This is a genomic window from Nocardia sp. NPDC056100 (genome assembly GCF_042266325.1).
Lineage (GTDB): Bacteria > Actinomycetota > Actinomycetes > Mycobacteriales > Mycobacteriaceae > Nocardia.
This window is the reverse complement of sequence record NZ_JBHJVY010000001.1, coordinates 460955-477472: the sequence shown is the minus strand read 5'-3', so window position 1 is coordinate 477472 and position 16518 is coordinate 460955. Positions and strand designations below refer to the sequence as shown.

Sequence of the window (16518 nt, the reverse complement as noted above, 5' to 3'; positions counted from 1 at the left end):
CGCAGGGACCAGTACCAGACCAGGCTGCCGCACAGTCGCAATGACAGGTCGATATCGGCGGTGCGCACCGCCCAGCCCAGGGCCGCAACGCAATTGTCGTGTTCGACGGTCAGCCGGTTGACCCATTCGCACTGGCGGGTGGTGCGCAACGCAGGCTCGGCCCGCTCGACCAGTGCGAGCACATAGTGCGCGTGTGCTCGTTCGAGCGCGGCGCGTTCGCCGGTGGCCGTGAGTTCTGCCGCGGTGTACGCGCGGATCGTTTCCAGCATGCGGTAGCGCGCACCGTCGAACTCCACGAACGATTTGTCCACCAGCGCGGCGAGCGTGCCGAGATCGCCCCCGCACACCCGTTCGACGGCGTCGAGGGTGGCGCCTCCGGCGAAAACCGAGAACCTGCACGCCAATTCACGTTCGGCGTCGTCGAGCAGCCGCCAACTCCAGTCCACCACCGCGTGCAGGGTGCGGTGCCGGTCGGCCTCGGTGCGAGAGCCATTGGTGAGCAACAGGAATCGGTCGTCGAGCCGTTCCAGGATCGCGCCGGGGGACAGGGCGCGCATGCGTGCCGCGGCGAGTTCGATGGCCAGTGGCAAACCGTCGAGTCGGCGCACGATACCGCCGACGGTGTCGCGATTGTCCTCGGTGAGAACGAAGTTCGGCCGCACCGCCCGTGCGCGATCGATGAACAGTTGAACGGCGGCGGGTGCTGCCGGGTGCTGCCCGGTGGGCAGTGTCAGCGATGTCACCGGGTAGAGCGACTCACCGGCTATGCCCAGTGGTTCACGGCTGGTCGCCATGATCGTCAGCGCGGGGCAACGACGCAGCACGGCATCGACGAGTTCTGCCGTGGCGGCGGTGAGGTGTTCGCAGTTGTCGATGATCAGCAGTAGGCGTTTACCGGTCAGCACCGAGCAGAGCTGCGCGATCGGATCGGGCTCGGCCTCATCTCGATTCGCGGGAACGGCCAAGGCGGCCAGCACCGCGTTGCCGACCAGGCTCGGAGTGCGCACCCCGGCGAGTTCGACCATATGCGCCCCGTGCGAGAAGCGGGTCGCCACCCGGGCCGCGGTCTCCTCCGCCAGTCTGGTTTTTCCCGCGCCGCCGGGACCGACCAGGGTGATCAATGCGTTCGAGGTCAGCATGTGGTCGAGCCGGGCGATATCGTCATCGCGGCCGACGAAGCTGGTGCGGTGGATCCGGATCTGCGCGGTGCCCACCGCGGCAGCCGGTCGCGGTGGCGCGGTGTGGATTTCGCGCAGTACGTCGGTCAGCGCCGGTCCGGGATCCGTGGCGAGTTCACTGTCGAGCAGGTTTCGGGTTCGTTCATAGGCGCGCATCGCCTCGGCCGGACGGCCGGACGCCGCCAGTGCGCGAACGAGGCAGGCGGCCAGCGTCTCTCGATAGGGGTGTGCCGCGGTCTCCCGCGTGAGTTGCTGGATCAACTCCCCGGCTCGGCCCAGACTCAGATACGCCTGCGCTCGGGTCTCGATCGCCATGAGCCGCTGTTCGGTCAGTGCTGCGGTGGCGGAGTCGAAGACCGCGAAGGCCGAGAGATCGGCCAGCGCCGGTCCACGCCAGAGCCCCAGCGCCGAATCGAGCAGTGCGGCGGCATGTTCGGCGCGGCCGTGCTCGAGCTGCCAGGCTCCTTCGGTAGCGAGCCGGGTGAACAGCGCGGTGTCGACGGCATCGGTAGGGAGGGTCAGAACGTATCCGGCGGTGCGCGTCTCGATCGCGTGCACCGGTGCGATCACCGCTCGCAATCGTTTGACCAGTGATTGCAGCGCGTTCACCGATCCGCCCGGTGGTTGTTCGCCCCAGATGCCGTCGACGAGCCTGCTCGTGGACACCACGCGCCCGTGTTCGAGTGCCAGCATCGCGAGCAACGCGCGGAGGCGCGGACCGCCGACGGGCACCGTTACCTCATCCGTGGAGACGACAGCGAGCGGCCCGAGAAGGGCTACACGCATGAATGATTCCCGTCCACGGCCGACATTCCACTGTTGTACCAGCTGTGGGCTTCCGGTGCAGTCGAGGTCTCACAGCGAGCTGACAGGCGATGACAGCGGTTCGCCAGCGCGGGGATGGACACTCCCGATCATGAGCTACGACAACCTCACCGGGCGGATCGCCGTCGTCACCGGAGCGGCGAGCGGAATGGGCGAGGCCACCGCCCGCACACTGGCGCGATCGGGTGTGCGTGTCGCACTGCTCGCGCGGCGGGCCGATCGGCTGGCCGAGCTGGCGGCGAAAATCACCGCGGACGGTGGCATCGCGACCGCGGTCGCCACGGACGTGACCGATGCGGACGCGGTGGCCGCCGCGGCCGACCGGGTGCACGAGGTGTTCGGTCCGGCGAGTCTGGTCGTGAATGTCGCGGGTCTCATGCTGCCGAATCCGATCCTGGCCGGGCGGGACGATGAGTGGGCGCGCATGGTCGACACGAATATCACCGGGGTGCTGCGGGTGATTCGGGCCTTCACGCCGGATCTCGTCGCCGCCGCGGACGCCGGGCATTCGGCTGATCTGGTCAATGTCTCCTCGATCGCGGCGCACGTCGCCTTCCCGGACTACGCGGTCTACGGTGCGACGAAGGCGGCGGTCACCCAGCTCTCGGCGATGCTGCGTACCGAGTTGGGGCCGCGGCGAGTTCGCGTCACCAATATCGAGCCGGGTCTGACCGATACCGAATTGGGCAGTCATATCGACAATCCCGGGCTCACCGATCAGCTCGGCGAAATGTTCAGCACCATCGCGGCGTTGAGCGCCGATGATGTCGCCGATCTGATCGCGTTCACGGTCAGCAGGCCGGCGCACGTCAACCTGCGCCAGATCGTCGTGCTGCCGACCCAGCAGGCGTGATCGGGCCGGACCGAAAGGAAAACAATGATCCTGGTAACGGGTGCCTCGGGCAATGTCGGCGGGGCGTTGGTGCGGGAGTTGGCAGCGCAGGGACGTCCGGTGCGCGCACTGGTGCGTGATGTCGCGAAAATTCCACCGCAGCAAGGGGTTCAGTTCATCGCCGGGGATTTGAATCGACCGGAGAGCCTCGGTGAAGTGTTCGCCGATGTCGAGGGAGTGTTCCTGCTGGGCGGTTTCCGCGATATGCCGGGGGTACTTGCCCAGGCGCGGGCGGCGGGAGTCGAGCACGTGGTGCTGCTGTCCTCGCGCTCGGTGATCGGTGGTCACGCCGACAACGCCGTCGTCCGCATGCATCTGACCGGTGAGGCAGCGGTCCAAGCATCGGGTATCGCCTGGACCCTGTTGCGGCCCAGCGGCTTCATGTCCAACACCCTCGAATGGCGCGACCAGCTCAGGGCCGGTGATGTGGTGCGAGCACCATTCGCCGGCGTCCCGATCGCGGCCATAGATCCGCGCGATATAGCGAATGTCGCCGCGGCGGTACTGGCTCGGAAGGATCACTACGATCTCGCTCACGCCCTCAGCGGCCCGGCCGCGCTGCTACCCGCCGACCGCCTGGCCGCCCTGTCCGAAATCCTCGCTCGCCCACTGCATTTCGTCGCGCAATCCGACGCCGAAGCCAGGATCGAGATGACCCGAACCACCCCCGCCGAATACGTCGACGCCTTCTTCCGCTTCTTCGCCGACGGCGAGTTCGACGATTCGCCCGTCGTCCCCGCGGTCCGCGAGATCACCGGCCGAGCCCCGCACACCTTCGCTGACTGGGCCTCCGATCACGCGGACCAGTTCCGATAAGACCTGCCATCGCCCGCCATCTCGCGGTCGGTGGCGTGCTACTCCACCGCCGCGAAAATCGCCGGGTCGGCGTAGCGAGGGTCGCGAATGATGTCGAGGTGACCGGATTCGCCGACCTCCGTTGACGATTCGTATGCACCGGCCAGCTTGCCTATCAGATCGAAGAACTGATTCTCGGCCGGTTTGAGGGCCGAGATGGTTCGGGCCAGATCGGTATTCGTGACGAAACGCGCTCCTGACACGCCGACCTCGAGAGTTGACAGCCAGCCATTCCAGTTGGGTTCGCGTAGTGCGCAACTGGTTTCGGCCCAGAACAGGACCGTGCTATTCGCTGAGTCGGAGGTGAATTGCCCGGCCCCGGCAAGCATCAAGAGGGCGGTGTAGATATTCGATTCGCAGAACCCGAAATGCATCAGGTACGCCTCGAGCGCACCATCGCGGTGGGTGAGGATGTAGGTGAGGCCATCGCCCTCCTGAGCGAAGCAGTCCGCGAAGTATTCACGCGGGGTATCCCCGACCTCGGCCTGCTCCCAATCCGCGACCTTGCCATCCCAGTACCAGCCGGTGAACATCTCGGCGGGGTTGGCGATTGCGCTGGGCTCCGGTGCGGGCGTTTCGAGCCAGCGCTCGAAATCCGCCCGGCTCATAGGAATTCGAGCAGCAACCAGAAAGCTGTCCGACACAACCAACCCCTCATCCATAACGAGAACGCCCGCCGACGCGGACTCGCCGACCACCCTAGGGCCACGGTGCGACATCTCGCAGGGATGGGCCGGTCGATATCCATCGCCACGGATGCCGATGTGATGCCTCGTCGGACTCGGCTGGCCTGCGTGGTTGTCACGCCGTCCGACTATCGTGGAGATCTGCGATGTGGTGAGGAAGGGCTGACCGGGTGATGGCGATTCTGCGAGCGGGTGGGTGTGGTGACGGCTTCGCGTGAGATTCCCGATCCGTGGTCGGATGAGCGGGGGGTACAGCACTGGGTGCCCGCCCGGGGGTTGGCGAATGGGTTGCAAGCTCGGCAATGGGGGATTCTGGCCGATTTGGAGGAGGCGCAGGTTTATCGGGTGCTGTTCGCGCTGACCGATGCGGGGATCGCGGGGTATGTGATGCCGGTGCGGGCGACCGTGTTGGAGCGCGGGGATCCGGAGGTTTTGTGGCGGCTTCGGGTTGATCTATCGCGGTATCGGGCTGCGGAGGATTTGTTGATGGCGTTGTTGCGGTATGGGCGGCGGCGGTCGCCCGCGCCGGTGCAGGGGGTGCGGAAGCGCAGGCGTCGGCGGGTGGCGTTGGTTCGTAAGTCTGTGAGCGGGTAGGGATTTCGCGACGAGGTGGGATCGGCTACTTGGGGAGGGCGGCTTGGTAGGCGGCGGATAGTTGGGCTAGGACGCCGTGGGTGGGGGCGGGGGTGCGGGCCAGGTGGATGGTGCGGAGTTCGGTCATGAATTCGTCCCAGAGTGGGGGGCCGCCTTCGGCGAGCAGGAGTGCTCGGGCGGTTAGTTCGGGGGTGGTGTCGAGCCAGCGGGCGCCCCAGGCGCCCAGTTGGGCCATGACGGGGACGAGTTGGATGGCGGGCTCGGTGAGGTGGTATTCGACTTTTTGGCGGTGGCTGGGGTCGTCGTCTCGGGTGAGGAGACCGGCTTCGACGAGTTTGGCGAGGCGGGCGGCGAGGATGTTGGAGGCTATGCCTTCCATGGAGCGGGACAGTAGTTCGCGGAAGTGGGTGGTGTTGCCGAACATGATGTCGCGCAGGATGATCAGGCTCCAGCGGTCGCCGAGGAGTTCGACCGTCATATTGATCGGGCAGCCGGATTTTCCAGCGGGGACCGGGAGCTTGTCATTGGCAACTGGTTGCGGCATGGGATCAGTTTAGGTGGTTCGGATGGGTCGTGGACACCCTTGACCCTCGCGCAAACAGAATCTATCTTCTGTTTATGCGGCCCAGCTTCACCGCGCAGACCATGGCATTGCAACGAGCCATGGAGACGGCGCTACCCGAACGATCCCGGCTATTCAGTGATCCGCTGGCCACGGCCTTTCTGTCCGGTCCACTACGCGGTGCGGCGGCCCTGGTGAGGATGCCGCTGCTGGGGCGTACCGCTCCGCGCCTGTACGACCTGATCTGGCCGGGTCCGCGTCCGTCAGCGGTGGTGCGCACGCGCGTGATCGATGACGCCATCGACACGGCGGTGGCGGACGGGATCGATCAGGTCGTCATCCTGGGAGCCGGATTCGACAGTCGCGCATGGCGTTTGGATGCGTTGCGGCACACCCGCGTAATCGAGATCGATCGGCGCGAAACCCAGGAAATGAAAGTGGCGGCGTTGCGGCGGGCCCACGCGACAGTGGACTCGGTTCGCTTCGTACCGGTCGACTTCGAACGCGACGATCTCGAAAGCGCTTTGCGCACAGCCGAATTCGAGACGACGAAACCTGCATTGTTCCTGTGGGAAGGCGTCACCAACTATCTGACCGCCGAGGCCGTCGATCACACCCTCGATATCGTGCGCAGACTCAGTGCCCCGGGCAGCATGCTGGTTTTCACCTTCGTGCACGCGGGCGTGCTCGACGGCACCGCAGATTTCCCGGAAGCCGAACGCTGGGTACGTAGCGTCGCCAAGGTCGGCGAACCCTGGACCTTCGGTCTGAACCCCGCCGAATTGCACGACTACCTGGCCGAACGCGGCTTCGACCTGCTGTGGGAGGAGTCGACCGCGGCGGCGGGCCGCCGGTATTTCGCCCCGAGCGGGCGTGCGGACCGCGCATCCGAGCTGTACCGAATCGCGGCGGCGCGCATATGCCCAAGCTGACCGAACGCACGGCGCGGGAGCGCCGCCGCCGCATCCTCGACGCGGCGATCGAATGCTTCGCCGCCCGCGGACTGCACGCCACCACCATGGCCGATATCTGCCGCACCGCGAAACTGAGTCCCGGCGCGGTCTACTGCTGGTACGCCAGTAAGGAAGAGATCGTCGACGCGGTCGCGCGCGAGCGCCACGACCGCGAGCGGGAACTCCTCGAATCCGCACTCGGATCGGCGAATCCGAGTGCGGGCCTGCGCACGTTCCTGGACACCTATTTCGACTGGCTCGCCGATCCGGACGAACAGCAGCGCCGCCGGGTGGGCGTACAGGTGTGGGCGGAATCGCTTGTCAATGAACGCTTTCGGCCCTCGGTGGACGAGGGGATCGGCCAGCGCGGCCTAGCCCTCGACGCGATCCGCGCCGCACAGGCCGAGGGCGTCATCACCGCCGCGGCCGACGCCGACGGCATCACCCGCCTGGTGCTGGCCATCATCCAGGGCTTCATTCTTCAGCAGGCGTGGGAGCCCGATATCGATATCGAGAGCTACCGCCGCGCAGCGGATCTGGTCGTCGGTGCACTCACCGGCAATCCCGAAGCGCAGCAGAGTGATTGAGCGTCAGTCGATCCGCGCCGACTCATCGACACCCGCCCACCAGCGCTCGATCTCGTCATCCTCGATGAACCACAGCGGCGGCCGATAGCCCTCCGGCAGGTCGAAGGACACCGCACCGGTGCGAACGGCGACGTCTCGAATAGCCGCGAGAGCGGGGATTTCGGGCGCGGGCTCCAGCCAGACCTCGTCATCGAGCAGCGCCGAGTAGCCCAGTGCGTGCCAGAGCGCGATCAGTTCGATATCCCCGGAAACCGCTGCCGCGTCCACGATTTCGCGCACCACATCGAGCAGGCGCACCTTATGCGGCGGTTCGGCATCCGCACCCGATATAGCGCCGCGCTCGATCATCGTGCGCCAGAGAGACGTTCCGGCATCGCAGTACAGATACGGCGGATCGACGTACCCCTGATCGAGCCAGGCATCGTCATCGCGGCCATCCTCATCGGGCTCGGCGAGCGCGGTGAATTCGCGCAAACCATCGAAAAACGCCCGCCGACTCTCATATTCGGGATGCGCGCTTAGCTCGAACCGAAAGCTGAACCCGTGTTCGAGCAGAATCTCCAGCACCCGGAACCGGGTGAAGGAACAATCCTGCCCCTCCTGGAATCGATACAGCGCGGCAATGTGGTCCCGCAGGCGGCGTTCCCCTGCTGCCTCATGCAAAGCACGGATGGACGATTCGACCAGATCCTCGATCAAATGATTCGACATAGCCGATATCCGCCCATCCGTGTTCAGCGTGGAGACTGTACCGGCACGTTACGGCACCCGATCACCGCCCGGGCGGTCGCCGTCAGCGGAGCGCGAGCGGTTCGTATTCGGTAGCGGCGGGCGCTGTTTCGGCCGCCACCGGCGATGCCGCACTACCCGCCCCGAGCGCCGTGCTGCCGGTGGCGATCAGCGCAGCCAGACCGGTGCCCGCACCCGCGACGACCGGTGCGGCCGCCGCGCTACCCGCCCCGAGTCCCGCGCTACCCGTTCCCGCCAGCGCCGCGAACGGCGCGACGGCCGTGCCCGCCGCCGCGAGTCCGGCGCTGCCGGTGCCGAGTGCCGCACTGCCGGTGCCGAGTACGGCCAGCGGTGTGCCGAGCCCACCGGACGCGGCACTACCGGAGGCTCCGAGCGCCGCACTGCCGGTGCCCAAAGCCAGTGCCGCCGCACCCAATAGATCGCCGACGGGTGCCGCCGCCGCGCTGCCCGCGCCCAGCGCCGCACTGCCGGTACCGGCCCCGGCCGCCCACGGCGCGACCGCGACGCTGCCGGTACCGAGCGCGGCGCTACCGCTCGCGAGCAGTCCGGCGAAGCCGATTCCCGCTGCCGCACTGCCGGTTCCGGCGAGCGCGACGGGAGCCGCGACCGGTTCGAGCCGAAGGGGATCGCTGGTCGCCGGTACCGCCTGCGCGGTCATCGCCGCGGCGCTGATCGCGGCCATCGAGCAGGCCAGAGCGAGGATGGTGGTTCGTGCTGCCGACATGGTGAGCGCCTTTCCATCGAGAACCCGCGGGCCTCTCGTCGTGTGGAGAAGGCTGACCCTAGGGCGGATGGCGCATATCGGCAGCGCGTAGGCTACGAACCCGGCACCTGTTTGGCAACGGTAGCGGCTGGCTATATCTCAATCATGCGCGAACGAATTTCATTGCCACCGCGTGGTTTTCCAGACATTGGTACCGAATGGAAGTACAGTGACTGCTGTGGCGAACATTGAGCCAACCAAGGGTTACAGACTGGCAACCGAGACGGCGGCGCGGGCATGAGCCGCCGCCGCAGCCGCCCCGAAACATCGGTCCGCGCCGCGTGATCGCCAGGCTTATGACTTCGACCACATACGGCGCGGTTCGACGCGCGGCACTAACGCAGCTGCACCGCCACCAGGGGATCGGTGGTGGGTTGCGGGGAGCCACCCGCGGGTTCGACGGAGAGCGCGAGTTTGTCGGCATCGGTCAGCGGCATGAGCATGGGGTCGCGCGCGGTGGGCAGGGTCGCCAGCACCGCGAGTGAATGAGGTTGCGCCCCAGCGGGAATCACCCATAGCTGATAGGTGCGCCCGGTGGCGGGCGGAGGCACCGCGGCGAACGATACCGCCGCGGTATTCAGATCCCGTGACGCGCTGACCGTAATGGTCCCGCCCCCTCCGACATCCACGGTGGCCGTGCGGGTGTCGGAGTGAGTCTGGACCTTCTCGGCGGTGACCGCGCCGGAATCGGGGGAGTCGGAGCGGTACACCGCCACCGTCACCCCGAGCGCGATGACGGCGATGAGCGCCGCGGCGGCTGCCAGCCACCCGACCCGCCAAGATCTGCGAGCGGATGGCGATCCAGGTCCGCCTGTCCCGGAAGCGGATTCGGCCTGCTGCGCGTCGAGGGCGCGTTGCAGCGCGGTTTCCACCGCCGGTGGCGCGGGGCGCGCGTCCACTTCGGTCATGGTGGCCATGGTTTCGTGGATATCGCGGACGGTCGTCCGGAAGGCGGCCGCGGCCGTCTCATCGGCGGTGCTCAGCAGCTGCTCGACGGCGCGCCTGTCGTCATCGGACAGGGCGTCGAGGGCGTAGGGGTACGCCAGGTCGAGCAATTCGGTGTGTGGGTGCTCAGACATCGTGCGTTGATCCTGTCAAACAGTTCTGCAAGCGTTTGAGACCGTCGCGTATGCGTGTCTTGACGGTTGAGAGCGGAATGCCCAGATGTGTCGCGACCTCCGCGTAGGTGCGCCCGCCGTAGTACGCCAGCGCGAGGGTCTCACGCTGGGTGTCCGTCAGCGTGCGCAGGCAGTCCACTACCGCGCGTTCTTCCGAGCGCTGGCCGACCGTCTCGGCCACGATGTCGTGGTCACGGCCCAATTCGCGATGCCCGTAGGCGATATCGCGGGTGTACGAGCGCGATTCCACACGCACGCGATCGACCGCGCGCCGATGGGTGAGCATCATGAGCCAGCCGATGGGGCTGGCGAGCCGCCGGTCGTACTGCGCGGCGGCGTTCCAGACGTACAGATACACCTCCTGGGTGATCTCCTCGGCCACGTTCTCCCGGCGTAGGACGCGCAATGCCAGCCCGAACACCCGGTCGTGGGTGGAGTGATAGAACCGGGTGAAGGCTTCACGGTCCCCGGCGGCGATCGCGGTGAGCAACGTGATGAGACGGTTCTGCGCCTCGGGATCCGGTGCGGGCCGCGGCGTGGGACACGACGGATCCTCGGCGGGCCCGGCGCTATCGGTATGAATGGTGTACAAGCGGTGTTCGTCCGCCATGTGGTGGATTCTCCGTGGGGTTCGGCAACTCGACGATGGATCGTGCGGTCCGGACGCTCTCCCGAAGAGTAGTTCCACTTCGTGACGCATGGAAACCATATCGGCTGAGTTCATCGCGCCGGCCTCGGGCGGCAGTGGGCGGTGCGCCGCCGATGACCCCGATATCCGGGCCGGTCGGCCCCGGTTTGCTCGGGCCGCCGGGCGATCATCGGCAGTCCGCGATCTCGGACGCCCACGACTGTTCCTCCGGGCGATCGAGCACGATATGCCGGACATCGAGGTAGCCGGAGCGGAATCCGGCCTCGGAGTACGCGAGGTAGAACTGCCAGATGCGCCGGAAACGACCGTCGAACCCGAGCGATTCGATATCGGCGGTCCGACTGTCGAAGCGTTCGCGCCACAGCCGCAGCGTTTCCGCGTAGTGCGTTCCGAAGCCGAACTCCGAGCGCACCCGCAACCGGGTATGCCGGGCGGCGGTATCGGCGATCGCCTCCGAGGAGGGCAGGAAACCGCCCGGGAAGATGTACTTCTGAATCCAGGTGTAGGTATTGCGGGTGGCGAGCATGCGCCGATGCGGCATGGTGATGGCCTGCAACGCGATTCGCCCGCCCGGTGCGAGATAGCGATCCAGGCAGCGGAAATAGGTTTCCCAGTGCCGGTATCCGACCGCCTCGATCATCTCCACCGAGACGATGGCGTCATAGCTGCCCTGGATTTCGCGATAGTCCCGCAATTCGATGCGCACCGAATCCGCGTATCCCGCGGCCGCGACCCGCAGCCGCGCGAGTTCCTGCTGCCGCGCGGACAGGGTCACCGAATGCACCGTTGCGCCCCGCGCGGCCGCGCGGACACACAATTCGCCCCAGCCCGTGCCGATTTCGAGCACCCGGCTGCCCGCGCGCACCCCGGCCGCGTCCAGCAGCACATCGATCTTGCGTCGCTGCGCCCGTGCGAGCCGCTCCCAGCGCGCCGGTCCGGCGGCCATTTCGGCGGGATCGAACAACGCCGAGGAGTAGGTCATGGTCTCGTCGAGGAAGGTGTGGAACAGCTCGTTCGACAGGTCGTAATGGTGTTCGATATTGTCGCGCGCGTTATCCGCGGTGCCGATCTCACCGGCGGGCGGTGCGGGCAGCAGCGCCCGGAAGCGTTGCAGCGCAGGCGGTATCAGGCGGGTCAGATCGGTGGCGAGCACGGTGAGCACGGCCGCCGGATCCGGGGCGGTCCACTCCCCGGCGGTATAGGACTCTCCGAAACCGATCAGACCGTGCCTGCCCAGCCGTGCGAAGAACGCCGACGGATCGCGAATGATCATGCGCGGCAGCGGATCCGAATCGGCGTGCGCGCCGAGTACCGTGCCATCGGGGAATTCCACGCGCAACGGCAGTCCGGCGACCGCGCGGCGGAAGAGCATGGCCACCACCCCGGCGCTGATGCGGGCGCGAGTCCCGCTGGGCGGCAGGGGATTCCGGTGTTCGTCGGTGGTGGTGTGCAGGCAGGAGGTCACTGTGCTGTCCTTCGGGATGATTCGGCGAGTGGCCGCGGTGCGATCGGAAGTCCGCGCGCCCACAGCGCCACGCCGTGCTTGCGGATGCGGGCCGAGATGAGCAGGGGCGCCAAAGGTGTGCGCAGATGGGCGCGCACCACCGTGCGCGCGGTCACCGGAACGCGGTGGCCCGAGACCGATCCGGTGAAGGGCGGGCGATCCGCGCGCAGCAGCGCGATGCGCAGCGCGAGCGCGTCCTCGGGTTCGGGCAGGCGCAGCTGATAGCGGCCGTCGACCTCGTTGAAAGGTGAGACGTAGAACCGCTTATCGGTGTCCGCGCGGCCGAGTTCATCGGGCCGCACCAGGTAGGCGTGCCGCTCGCCATAGGTGTTGTGCACCTCCGCGATGACGCATCGCAGCGAACCGTCGGGCGCGTGACACCAGAAAACGGTGAGCGGATCGAAGACATAGCCCAGCGCCCGCGCGTTCATCAGCGCCGTGACGCGCCCGCCCGTGCAGTCGATGCCGTGCTCGGCCAGGAAGTCATCGACCCGGGCACGCAGGTCATCCCGTCGCGGGGGACCCTGCGCCGCATCGGTATTCGCTCGTGGCGGTGCGAGATGGTCCGCGGCGCGGAAGTAACTGAACGGGCGCAGCGCGATCGGCAGCACCGGCGGTCGCTCGATATCGAAATACCAGCTGTACCCGCGGTATTCGAACGAATGCCGCACCGGCTCGACGCGCGCATGCCGGATCCGCGTCAGGTACAGCGCGGGCTCGCGGATGTCGTTCACAACGCACCTGCCGGGTTCATCGCGCACCCACCGCGTCCGCCGTGCGCCCCGGCAGCAGGATCGGCCACCAGCCGCCCAGGCGTTCGGCCGCGCGCAGACCGGACAGCGCGCCGTCCTCGTGGAAGCCCCAGCCGTGGTAGGCCCCGGCGAATGCCATTCGGTCACTGTCGATTTCGGGCAGCCGGGCCTGTGCCGCGACCGATTCGGGGGTGTATATCGGGTGCTCATAGGTCATTTCGGCGAGCACCCGGGCGGGATCGACGAGTCCGGAACCGTTGAGGGTGACCAGGAATCGCCGATCGCGAATATGGTCGAGCCCCATCAGCCGGGTCAGATCGTAGGTGACCACCACGTCCTCGGCGCTGCCCGGCTCCCGGACCAGGTAGTTCCAGGAAGCGCGGGCGCGCGGCAGCGTCGGCAGCAACGATTCGTCGGTGTGCAATTGGGCGCGATTGATCGAATACGGCATGGCTCCCAGCACCGCCTCGGCGAGTTCGCTCGGTTCGCTGAGCAGGGTCAGCGCCTGGCGCGGATGGGTGGCGACGACCGCCGCGTCGAATCGGCGCACCCCGCCGCGATCGGTCACCAGCACCCCGTCGGAGTCCTCGTGAATCGCGATTACGGCTGTGCCCGTGCGAATCTCGTCGATGGTGGCCGCGATCTTCTCCACATAGCGGGCCGATCCGCCCACGACGGTGCGCCAGGTGGGCGAGCCGAACACGGTGAGCATGCCGTGATGGTCGAGGAACCGGAACAGATATCGCGCGGGATAGTGCAGCGCGACTTCCGGATCGCAGGACCACACCGCGGCCACCAGCGGCGTCATGAAGTATTCGGTGAAGTACGCCCCGAATCGATGCCGGGTCAGGAATTCCGCGAGGGTGAGTTCGCTATCACCGTCCCGTAACAGCTCGCGCGCGGCGCGATGGAATCGCGGCACTTCGGTGAGTAACCGCAGATAGCGCGGTTTCGCCAGCATTCGCGGGGCGGGGAATAGCCCGGATACTCCGCGCGCGCCCGCGTACTGGAGCCCGCGCGCGTCCGCGCGCACCGACATGGACATATCGGTGTCGTGGGTTTCCACGCCGAGTTCGGTGAACAGGCGCTGCAGCGTCGGATAGGTGCGGTCATTGTGGACCAGGAACGCCGAGTCGACCGATACGTGTTTGCCGGGAGCGAACTCCACCTCGTGGGTATGCGCGTGCCCGCCGAGTCGCGAATCGCGTTCGTACAGCGTCACCCGATCATGTTTGGCGAGCACATACGCGGCGGTCAGCCCGGCTACTCCGCTGCCGATCACGGCGATATTCCGGCCGGTACGACGGCTGTGATTCCGGCCGGTACGACGGCTGTGCGGCGCCGATCCCGAAGTGTCGTGAGCTGAACCCATACCCCGATTTCGACATGCCTCGCGGCCCGGTTTGGACGCGGCCGGAACTTTTTTACCGGATTCGGCGAGCGGGCTCTCACGAAAGATTTTGGAATCAGACCAAACCGGAGGAGGGTGCTGGGCGAAACCCTTTCCGCGCTCATCGGATACGGATGAGTGCCGGGGCACGAGCCGCCCCGCACCGGTCACCGGCCGACCATTCGCACCCCGACCAATCGGCCGGTGACCAGTGGCGGACTCGGGGGAGTTCGCGAAAACCCCTCCCTCCCTTATGCCTGAAGGAAATGACATGAAACTCATGCACCGTTCGCTCGTGTTCACCGCCGTACTAGCCGCCGCCACCGCCGGGATCGCCGGTTGTTCGAGCGACAAGTCCGACTCCAGCAGCGCCTCGACCACCTCGATGGCGGGCACCACCACCACCACCGCGGCGTCGGCCGCCAACCTGGTCGGCCCCGGCTGCAAGGCCTATGCCGAGCAGGTCCCGACCGGCGCCGGTTCGGTCAGCGGTATGGCACAGGATCCGGTCGCCGTGGCGGCCTCGAACAATCCGCTGCTCAAGACCCTGACCGCGGCGGTCTCGGGTCAGCTCAATCCGCAGGTGAATCTGGTCGACACCCTCGACGGCGGGCAGTTCACGGTATTCGCTCCGGTGGACGCGGCCTTCGCGAAGATTCCGGCGGCGACCGTCGACGGTCTCAAGACCGATTCGGCCACTCTCACCAAGATCCTCACCTATCACGTGGTGCCCGGCCAGATCGCGCCCGACAAGATCGCCGGTGCGCATAAGACGGTCGAAGGCGCGGACGTCACGGTCACCGGCAGCGGCGACACCCTCAAAGTCGGTGACGCATCGGTGATCTGCGGTGGTGTGCGCACCGCGAACGCGACGGTCTATCTGATCGACACCGTCCTGATGCCGCCCGCCTGAGTACTGGCCGACAGCTCATGGTCACGCACGTCCACCCCGTCCTCAGGAGGCGAGAGACAGATGTCGACGCCGCGAATCCCGTTCACCCCGGCAGGAACTGGAGGAATACCGCAGGTGCCAGCGTGATGGAGGAAGAGAATTCGCATGTCGTGCCCCTGCTCCGCGACCTCGGCGACGAGTCCGCCGCCGGACCCTCGTGTCCGGTCGGCGCACCCGAACGCGATGAGGAGCTGACCCAGCGCCTGACCGAACTGGTCGTGGCGGTGGGCGGCGGTGACCGGGACGCGTTCACCGAGCTGTATCGGCTGACCAGCCACCGGGTTTTCGGTCTGGCGCTACGCATGTCGCGCAATCGCGCGACGGCCGAAGAGGTCACCCAGGAGGTCTATCTCCAGGCCTGGTCCCTGGCCGCCCGCTATGACGAGCGAATGTCCAGTCCGATGGGCTGGCTGATGATGCTCGCGCATCGGCGCTCGGTCGATCGCATCCGAGTCGAGCATTCGGCCGCCGGACGCGATATCGCCTATGGCCAACTGCATTTGGGCCGCGATCACGATGTGGTGCTGGAGGCGGTGGAACAGCGTTTCGACGAGCGCGCGGTACAGGGCTGCCTGGCGACGCTCACCCCGATCCAGCGCGAGACCATCGCGCTGGCGTACTACGGCGGCCGCACCTATGCCGAGGTCGCCGAACAGCTGGGCACCCCGGTGCCCACCGTGAAAACCCGTATCCGCGACGGTCTCAAGCGCCTAGCGGCCTGCCTGACAGGAGGTGACCTCGGATGAGCACCATCGAGCGGCCGGACATGGATCTGCTCGAGCTCGCCTACCCGTATGCGATGGACGCCGTCACCGATTCCGAGCGTGGCGCCATCGAACAGCGGCGGGATCGCGCCGATCGGCTCACGGTCGCCGAATTCGACGCCACCGTGTCCTCGATCCGCGAGACGATGGCCGAACTCAGCATTGTCGACAGTTGTCCGGCCCCGGCCGATTTGGAAGATCGGCTCATGCGCGCCCTGGATCGGGTGATGGTGGCCGCCCTGGATCGCGATGATCGACGCCGAATCTGGGGGATGGGCCCGTTCTCCCGGCTGGATTGGCTGGCCGCGGCCGTCGTCCTGGTGGTGGCGCTCGGAATGGGCGTGGGCTTCATGGTCTTTCGGACCGGCGCGCACCCGACCGGTGATGTGCTGTCCGCGGCGATGATCGATCAGCAGCCCGATATGACGATTCGATTCGTTCCGGTCAGCACCGGCGGGCAACTCGAAATACATGTCTCCGCGGCGCTTTCCGCCGCCTCGGTGCGCTTTCGCGCGGTCCCGCAACCGCCGGACGCACATGCCTATCAGGTGTGGCTGGTTCCGCTCGGCGGTACCCCGCGCTCGGCCGCGGTGTTGTCCGGGTCCACCGGAGCGCCGCTGGTGACCCCGTTCCGATCGGTGGACACCCTCGCCGTCACCGTCGAACCGGCGGGTGGCTCCCCGGAGCCGACCACACCGCCGATCGCCAGTCTCAACCTCATCACCTGAGCCGGTAAATCCGGCC

General features: G+C 67.0%; 16 protein-coding genes and 1 pseudogene. 7 read left to right on the top strand and 10 right to left on the bottom strand.

Going from position 1 to position 16518, the window contains the following annotated elements; genetic code table 11:
• Window positions 1-842: 842 nt before the first annotated feature.
• A pseudogene (locus ACFC0O_RS02175) lies at window positions 843-1964 on the bottom strand (BTAD domain-containing putative transcriptional regulator); the annotation flags it as partial.
• Window positions 1965-2094: 130 nt separating this feature from the next.
• Between ACFC0O_RS02175 and ACFC0O_RS02170 the strand changes: the two are divergent.
• Together ACFC0O_RS02170 and ACFC0O_RS02165 are read left to right on the top strand one after the other, a co-directional pair.
• Window positions 2095-2856: an SDR family oxidoreductase gene (locus ACFC0O_RS02170; protein WP_375953063.1), complete on the top strand. Its 762-nt coding sequence runs from the start codon at window positions 2095-2097 to the stop codon at window positions 2854-2856.
• Between the two features lie 24 nt (window positions 2857-2880).
• Window positions 2881-3711 (top strand): NAD(P)H-binding protein, encoded by an 831-nt coding sequence (locus ACFC0O_RS02165; protein WP_375953061.1) that lies wholly within the window; start codon window positions 2881-2883, stop codon window positions 3709-3711.
• A 38-nt stretch (window positions 3712-3749) separates the two neighbouring features.
• Here the strand turns inward: ACFC0O_RS02165 and ACFC0O_RS02160 are convergent, their stop codons facing one another.
• Both ACFC0O_RS02160 and ACFC0O_RS02155 read right to left on the bottom strand, forming a co-directional pair.
• Window positions 3750-4358 carry a hypothetical protein gene (locus ACFC0O_RS02160; RefSeq protein WP_375953059.1) on the bottom strand — a complete coding sequence of 203 codons (609 nt, stop codon included), beginning with the start codon at window positions 4356-4358 and terminating at the stop codon, window positions 3750-3752.
• Between the two features lie 697 nt (window positions 4359-5055).
• Entirely contained in the window at window positions 5056-5574 is a 519-nt protein-coding gene (locus ACFC0O_RS02155) for a winged helix-turn-helix transcriptional regulator (protein ID WP_375953057.1), read from the bottom strand.
• 74 nt (window positions 5575-5648) lie between these two features.
• Between ACFC0O_RS02155 and ACFC0O_RS02150 the strand changes: the two genes are divergently transcribed.
• Window positions 5649-6524: an SAM-dependent methyltransferase gene (locus ACFC0O_RS02150; protein ID WP_375953055.1), complete on the top strand. Its 876-nt coding sequence runs from the start codon at window positions 5649-5651 to the stop codon at window positions 6522-6524.
• Window positions 6512-7132, top strand: a complete 621-nt coding sequence (locus ACFC0O_RS02145; protein ID WP_375953054.1) for a TetR/AcrR family transcriptional regulator — start codon at window positions 6512-6514, stop codon at window positions 7130-7132. The genes ACFC0O_RS02150 and ACFC0O_RS02145 overlap by 13 nt, the downstream gene beginning before the upstream one ends.
• 3 nt (window positions 7133-7135) lie before the next feature.
• Here ACFC0O_RS02145 and ACFC0O_RS02140 read toward each other — a convergent pair whose 3' ends face one another.
• From ACFC0O_RS02140 to ACFC0O_RS02110, 7 genes are all read right to left on the bottom strand, one after another.
• Window positions 7136-7843: a hypothetical protein gene (locus tag ACFC0O_RS02140; protein WP_375953053.1), complete on the bottom strand. Its 708-nt coding sequence runs from the start codon at window positions 7841-7843 to the stop codon at window positions 7136-7138.
• Between the two features lie 82 nt (window positions 7844-7925).
• Window positions 7926-8606, bottom strand: a complete 681-nt coding sequence (locus ACFC0O_RS02135) for a hypothetical protein (RefSeq protein WP_375953051.1) — start codon at window positions 8604-8606, stop codon at window positions 7926-7928.
• A 374-nt stretch (window positions 8607-8980) separates the two neighbouring features.
• A complete protein-coding gene (locus ACFC0O_RS02130) occupies window positions 8981-9724 on the bottom strand; it encodes an anti-sigma factor domain-containing protein (protein WP_375953049.1) in 744 nt (247 codons plus the stop codon).
• Entirely contained in the window at window positions 9717-10373 is a 657-nt protein-coding gene (gene sigK, locus ACFC0O_RS02125; RefSeq protein ID WP_375953047.1) for an ECF RNA polymerase sigma factor SigK, read from the bottom strand. The genes ACFC0O_RS02130 and sigK (ACFC0O_RS02125) overlap by 8 nt, the downstream gene beginning before the upstream one ends.
• A 205-nt stretch (window positions 10374-10578) precedes the next feature.
• On the bottom strand, window positions 10579-11877 hold the full coding sequence (locus tag ACFC0O_RS02120; protein ID WP_375953045.1) for a class I SAM-dependent methyltransferase: 1299 nt from the start codon (window positions 11875-11877) through the stop codon (window positions 10579-10581).
• A complete protein-coding gene (locus ACFC0O_RS02115) occupies window positions 11874-12641 on the bottom strand; it encodes a DUF1365 domain-containing protein (RefSeq protein WP_375955905.1) in 768 nt (255 codons plus the stop codon). The genes ACFC0O_RS02120 and ACFC0O_RS02115 overlap by 4 nt, the downstream gene beginning before the upstream one ends.
• A gap of 25 nt (window positions 12642-12666) precedes the next feature.
• Window positions 12667-13956: an NAD(P)/FAD-dependent oxidoreductase gene (locus tag ACFC0O_RS02110; RefSeq protein WP_375955903.1), complete on the bottom strand. Its 1290-nt coding sequence runs from the start codon at window positions 13954-13956 to the stop codon at window positions 12667-12669.
• Between the two features lie 382 nt (window positions 13957-14338).
• Here ACFC0O_RS02110 and ACFC0O_RS02105 point away from each other — a divergent pair, with 382 nt between their 5' ends.
• The 3 genes from ACFC0O_RS02105 to ACFC0O_RS02095 all read left to right on the top strand — a co-directional run bounded on the left by ACFC0O_RS02105 (window position 14339) and on the right by ACFC0O_RS02095 (window position 16502).
• Window positions 14339-14971, top strand: coding sequence for a fasciclin domain-containing protein (locus ACFC0O_RS02105; protein WP_375955900.1), 633 nt, complete (start codon window positions 14339-14341; stop codon window positions 14969-14971).
• A 125-nt stretch (window positions 14972-15096) separates the two neighbouring features.
• A complete protein-coding gene (gene sigK / locus ACFC0O_RS02100; RefSeq protein WP_375955897.1) occupies window positions 15097-15756 on the top strand; it encodes an ECF RNA polymerase sigma factor SigK in 660 nt (219 codons plus the stop codon).
• Complete coding sequence (locus ACFC0O_RS02095; RefSeq protein ID WP_375953043.1) at window positions 15753-16502, top strand: anti-sigma factor domain-containing protein; 750 nt, start codon at window positions 15753-15755, stop codon at window positions 16500-16502. Before sigK (ACFC0O_RS02100) ends, ACFC0O_RS02095 begins: the two co-directional genes overlap by 4 nt.
• The last annotated feature ends 16 nt before the right edge of the window (window positions 16503-16518 follow it).

Excerpts from the sequence above, each read along its gene's own strand:
- ACFC0O_RS02170 (WP_375953063.1), top strand. The coding sequence starts at position 2,095 with ATGAGCTACGACAACCTCACCGGGCGGATCGCCGTCGTCACCGGAGCG.
- ACFC0O_RS02165 (WP_375953061.1), top strand. The coding sequence starts at position 2,881 with ATGATCCTGGTAACGGGTGCCTCGGGCAATGTCGGCGGGGCGTTGGTG.
- ACFC0O_RS02160 (WP_375953059.1), bottom strand. The coding sequence starts at position 4,358 with ATGAGCCGGGCGGATTTCGAGCGCTGGCTCGAAACGCCCGCACCGGAG.
- ACFC0O_RS02155 (WP_375953057.1), bottom strand. The coding sequence starts at position 5,574 with ATGCCGCAACCAGTTGCCAATGACAAGCTCCCGGTCCCCGCTGGAAAA.
- ACFC0O_RS02150 (WP_375953055.1), top strand. The coding sequence starts at position 5,649 with ATGCGGCCCAGCTTCACCGCGCAGACCATGGCATTGCAACGAGCCATG.
- ACFC0O_RS02145 (WP_375953054.1), top strand. The coding sequence starts at position 6,512 with ATGCCCAAGCTGACCGAACGCACGGCGCGGGAGCGCCGCCGCCGCATC.
- ACFC0O_RS02140 (WP_375953053.1), bottom strand. The coding sequence starts at position 7,843 with ATGTCGAATCATTTGATCGAGGATCTGGTCGAATCGTCCATCCGTGCT.
- ACFC0O_RS02135 (WP_375953051.1), bottom strand. The coding sequence starts at position 8,606 with ATGTCGGCAGCACGAACCACCATCCTCGCTCTGGCCTGCTCGATGGCC.
- ACFC0O_RS02130 (WP_375953049.1), bottom strand. The coding sequence starts at position 9,724 with ATGTCTGAGCACCCACACACCGAATTGCTCGACCTGGCGTACCCCTAC.
- sigK (WP_375953047.1), bottom strand. The coding sequence starts at position 10,373 with ATGGCGGACGAACACCGCTTGTACACCATTCATACCGATAGCGCCGGG.
- ACFC0O_RS02105 (WP_375955900.1), top strand. The coding sequence starts at position 14,339 with ATGCACCGTTCGCTCGTGTTCACCGCCGTACTAGCCGCCGCCACCGCC.
- sigK (WP_375955897.1), top strand. The coding sequence starts at position 15,097 with ATGGAGGAAGAGAATTCGCATGTCGTGCCCCTGCTCCGCGACCTCGGC.
- ACFC0O_RS02095 (WP_375953043.1), top strand. The coding sequence starts at position 15,753 with ATGAGCACCATCGAGCGGCCGGACATGGATCTGCTCGAGCTCGCCTAC.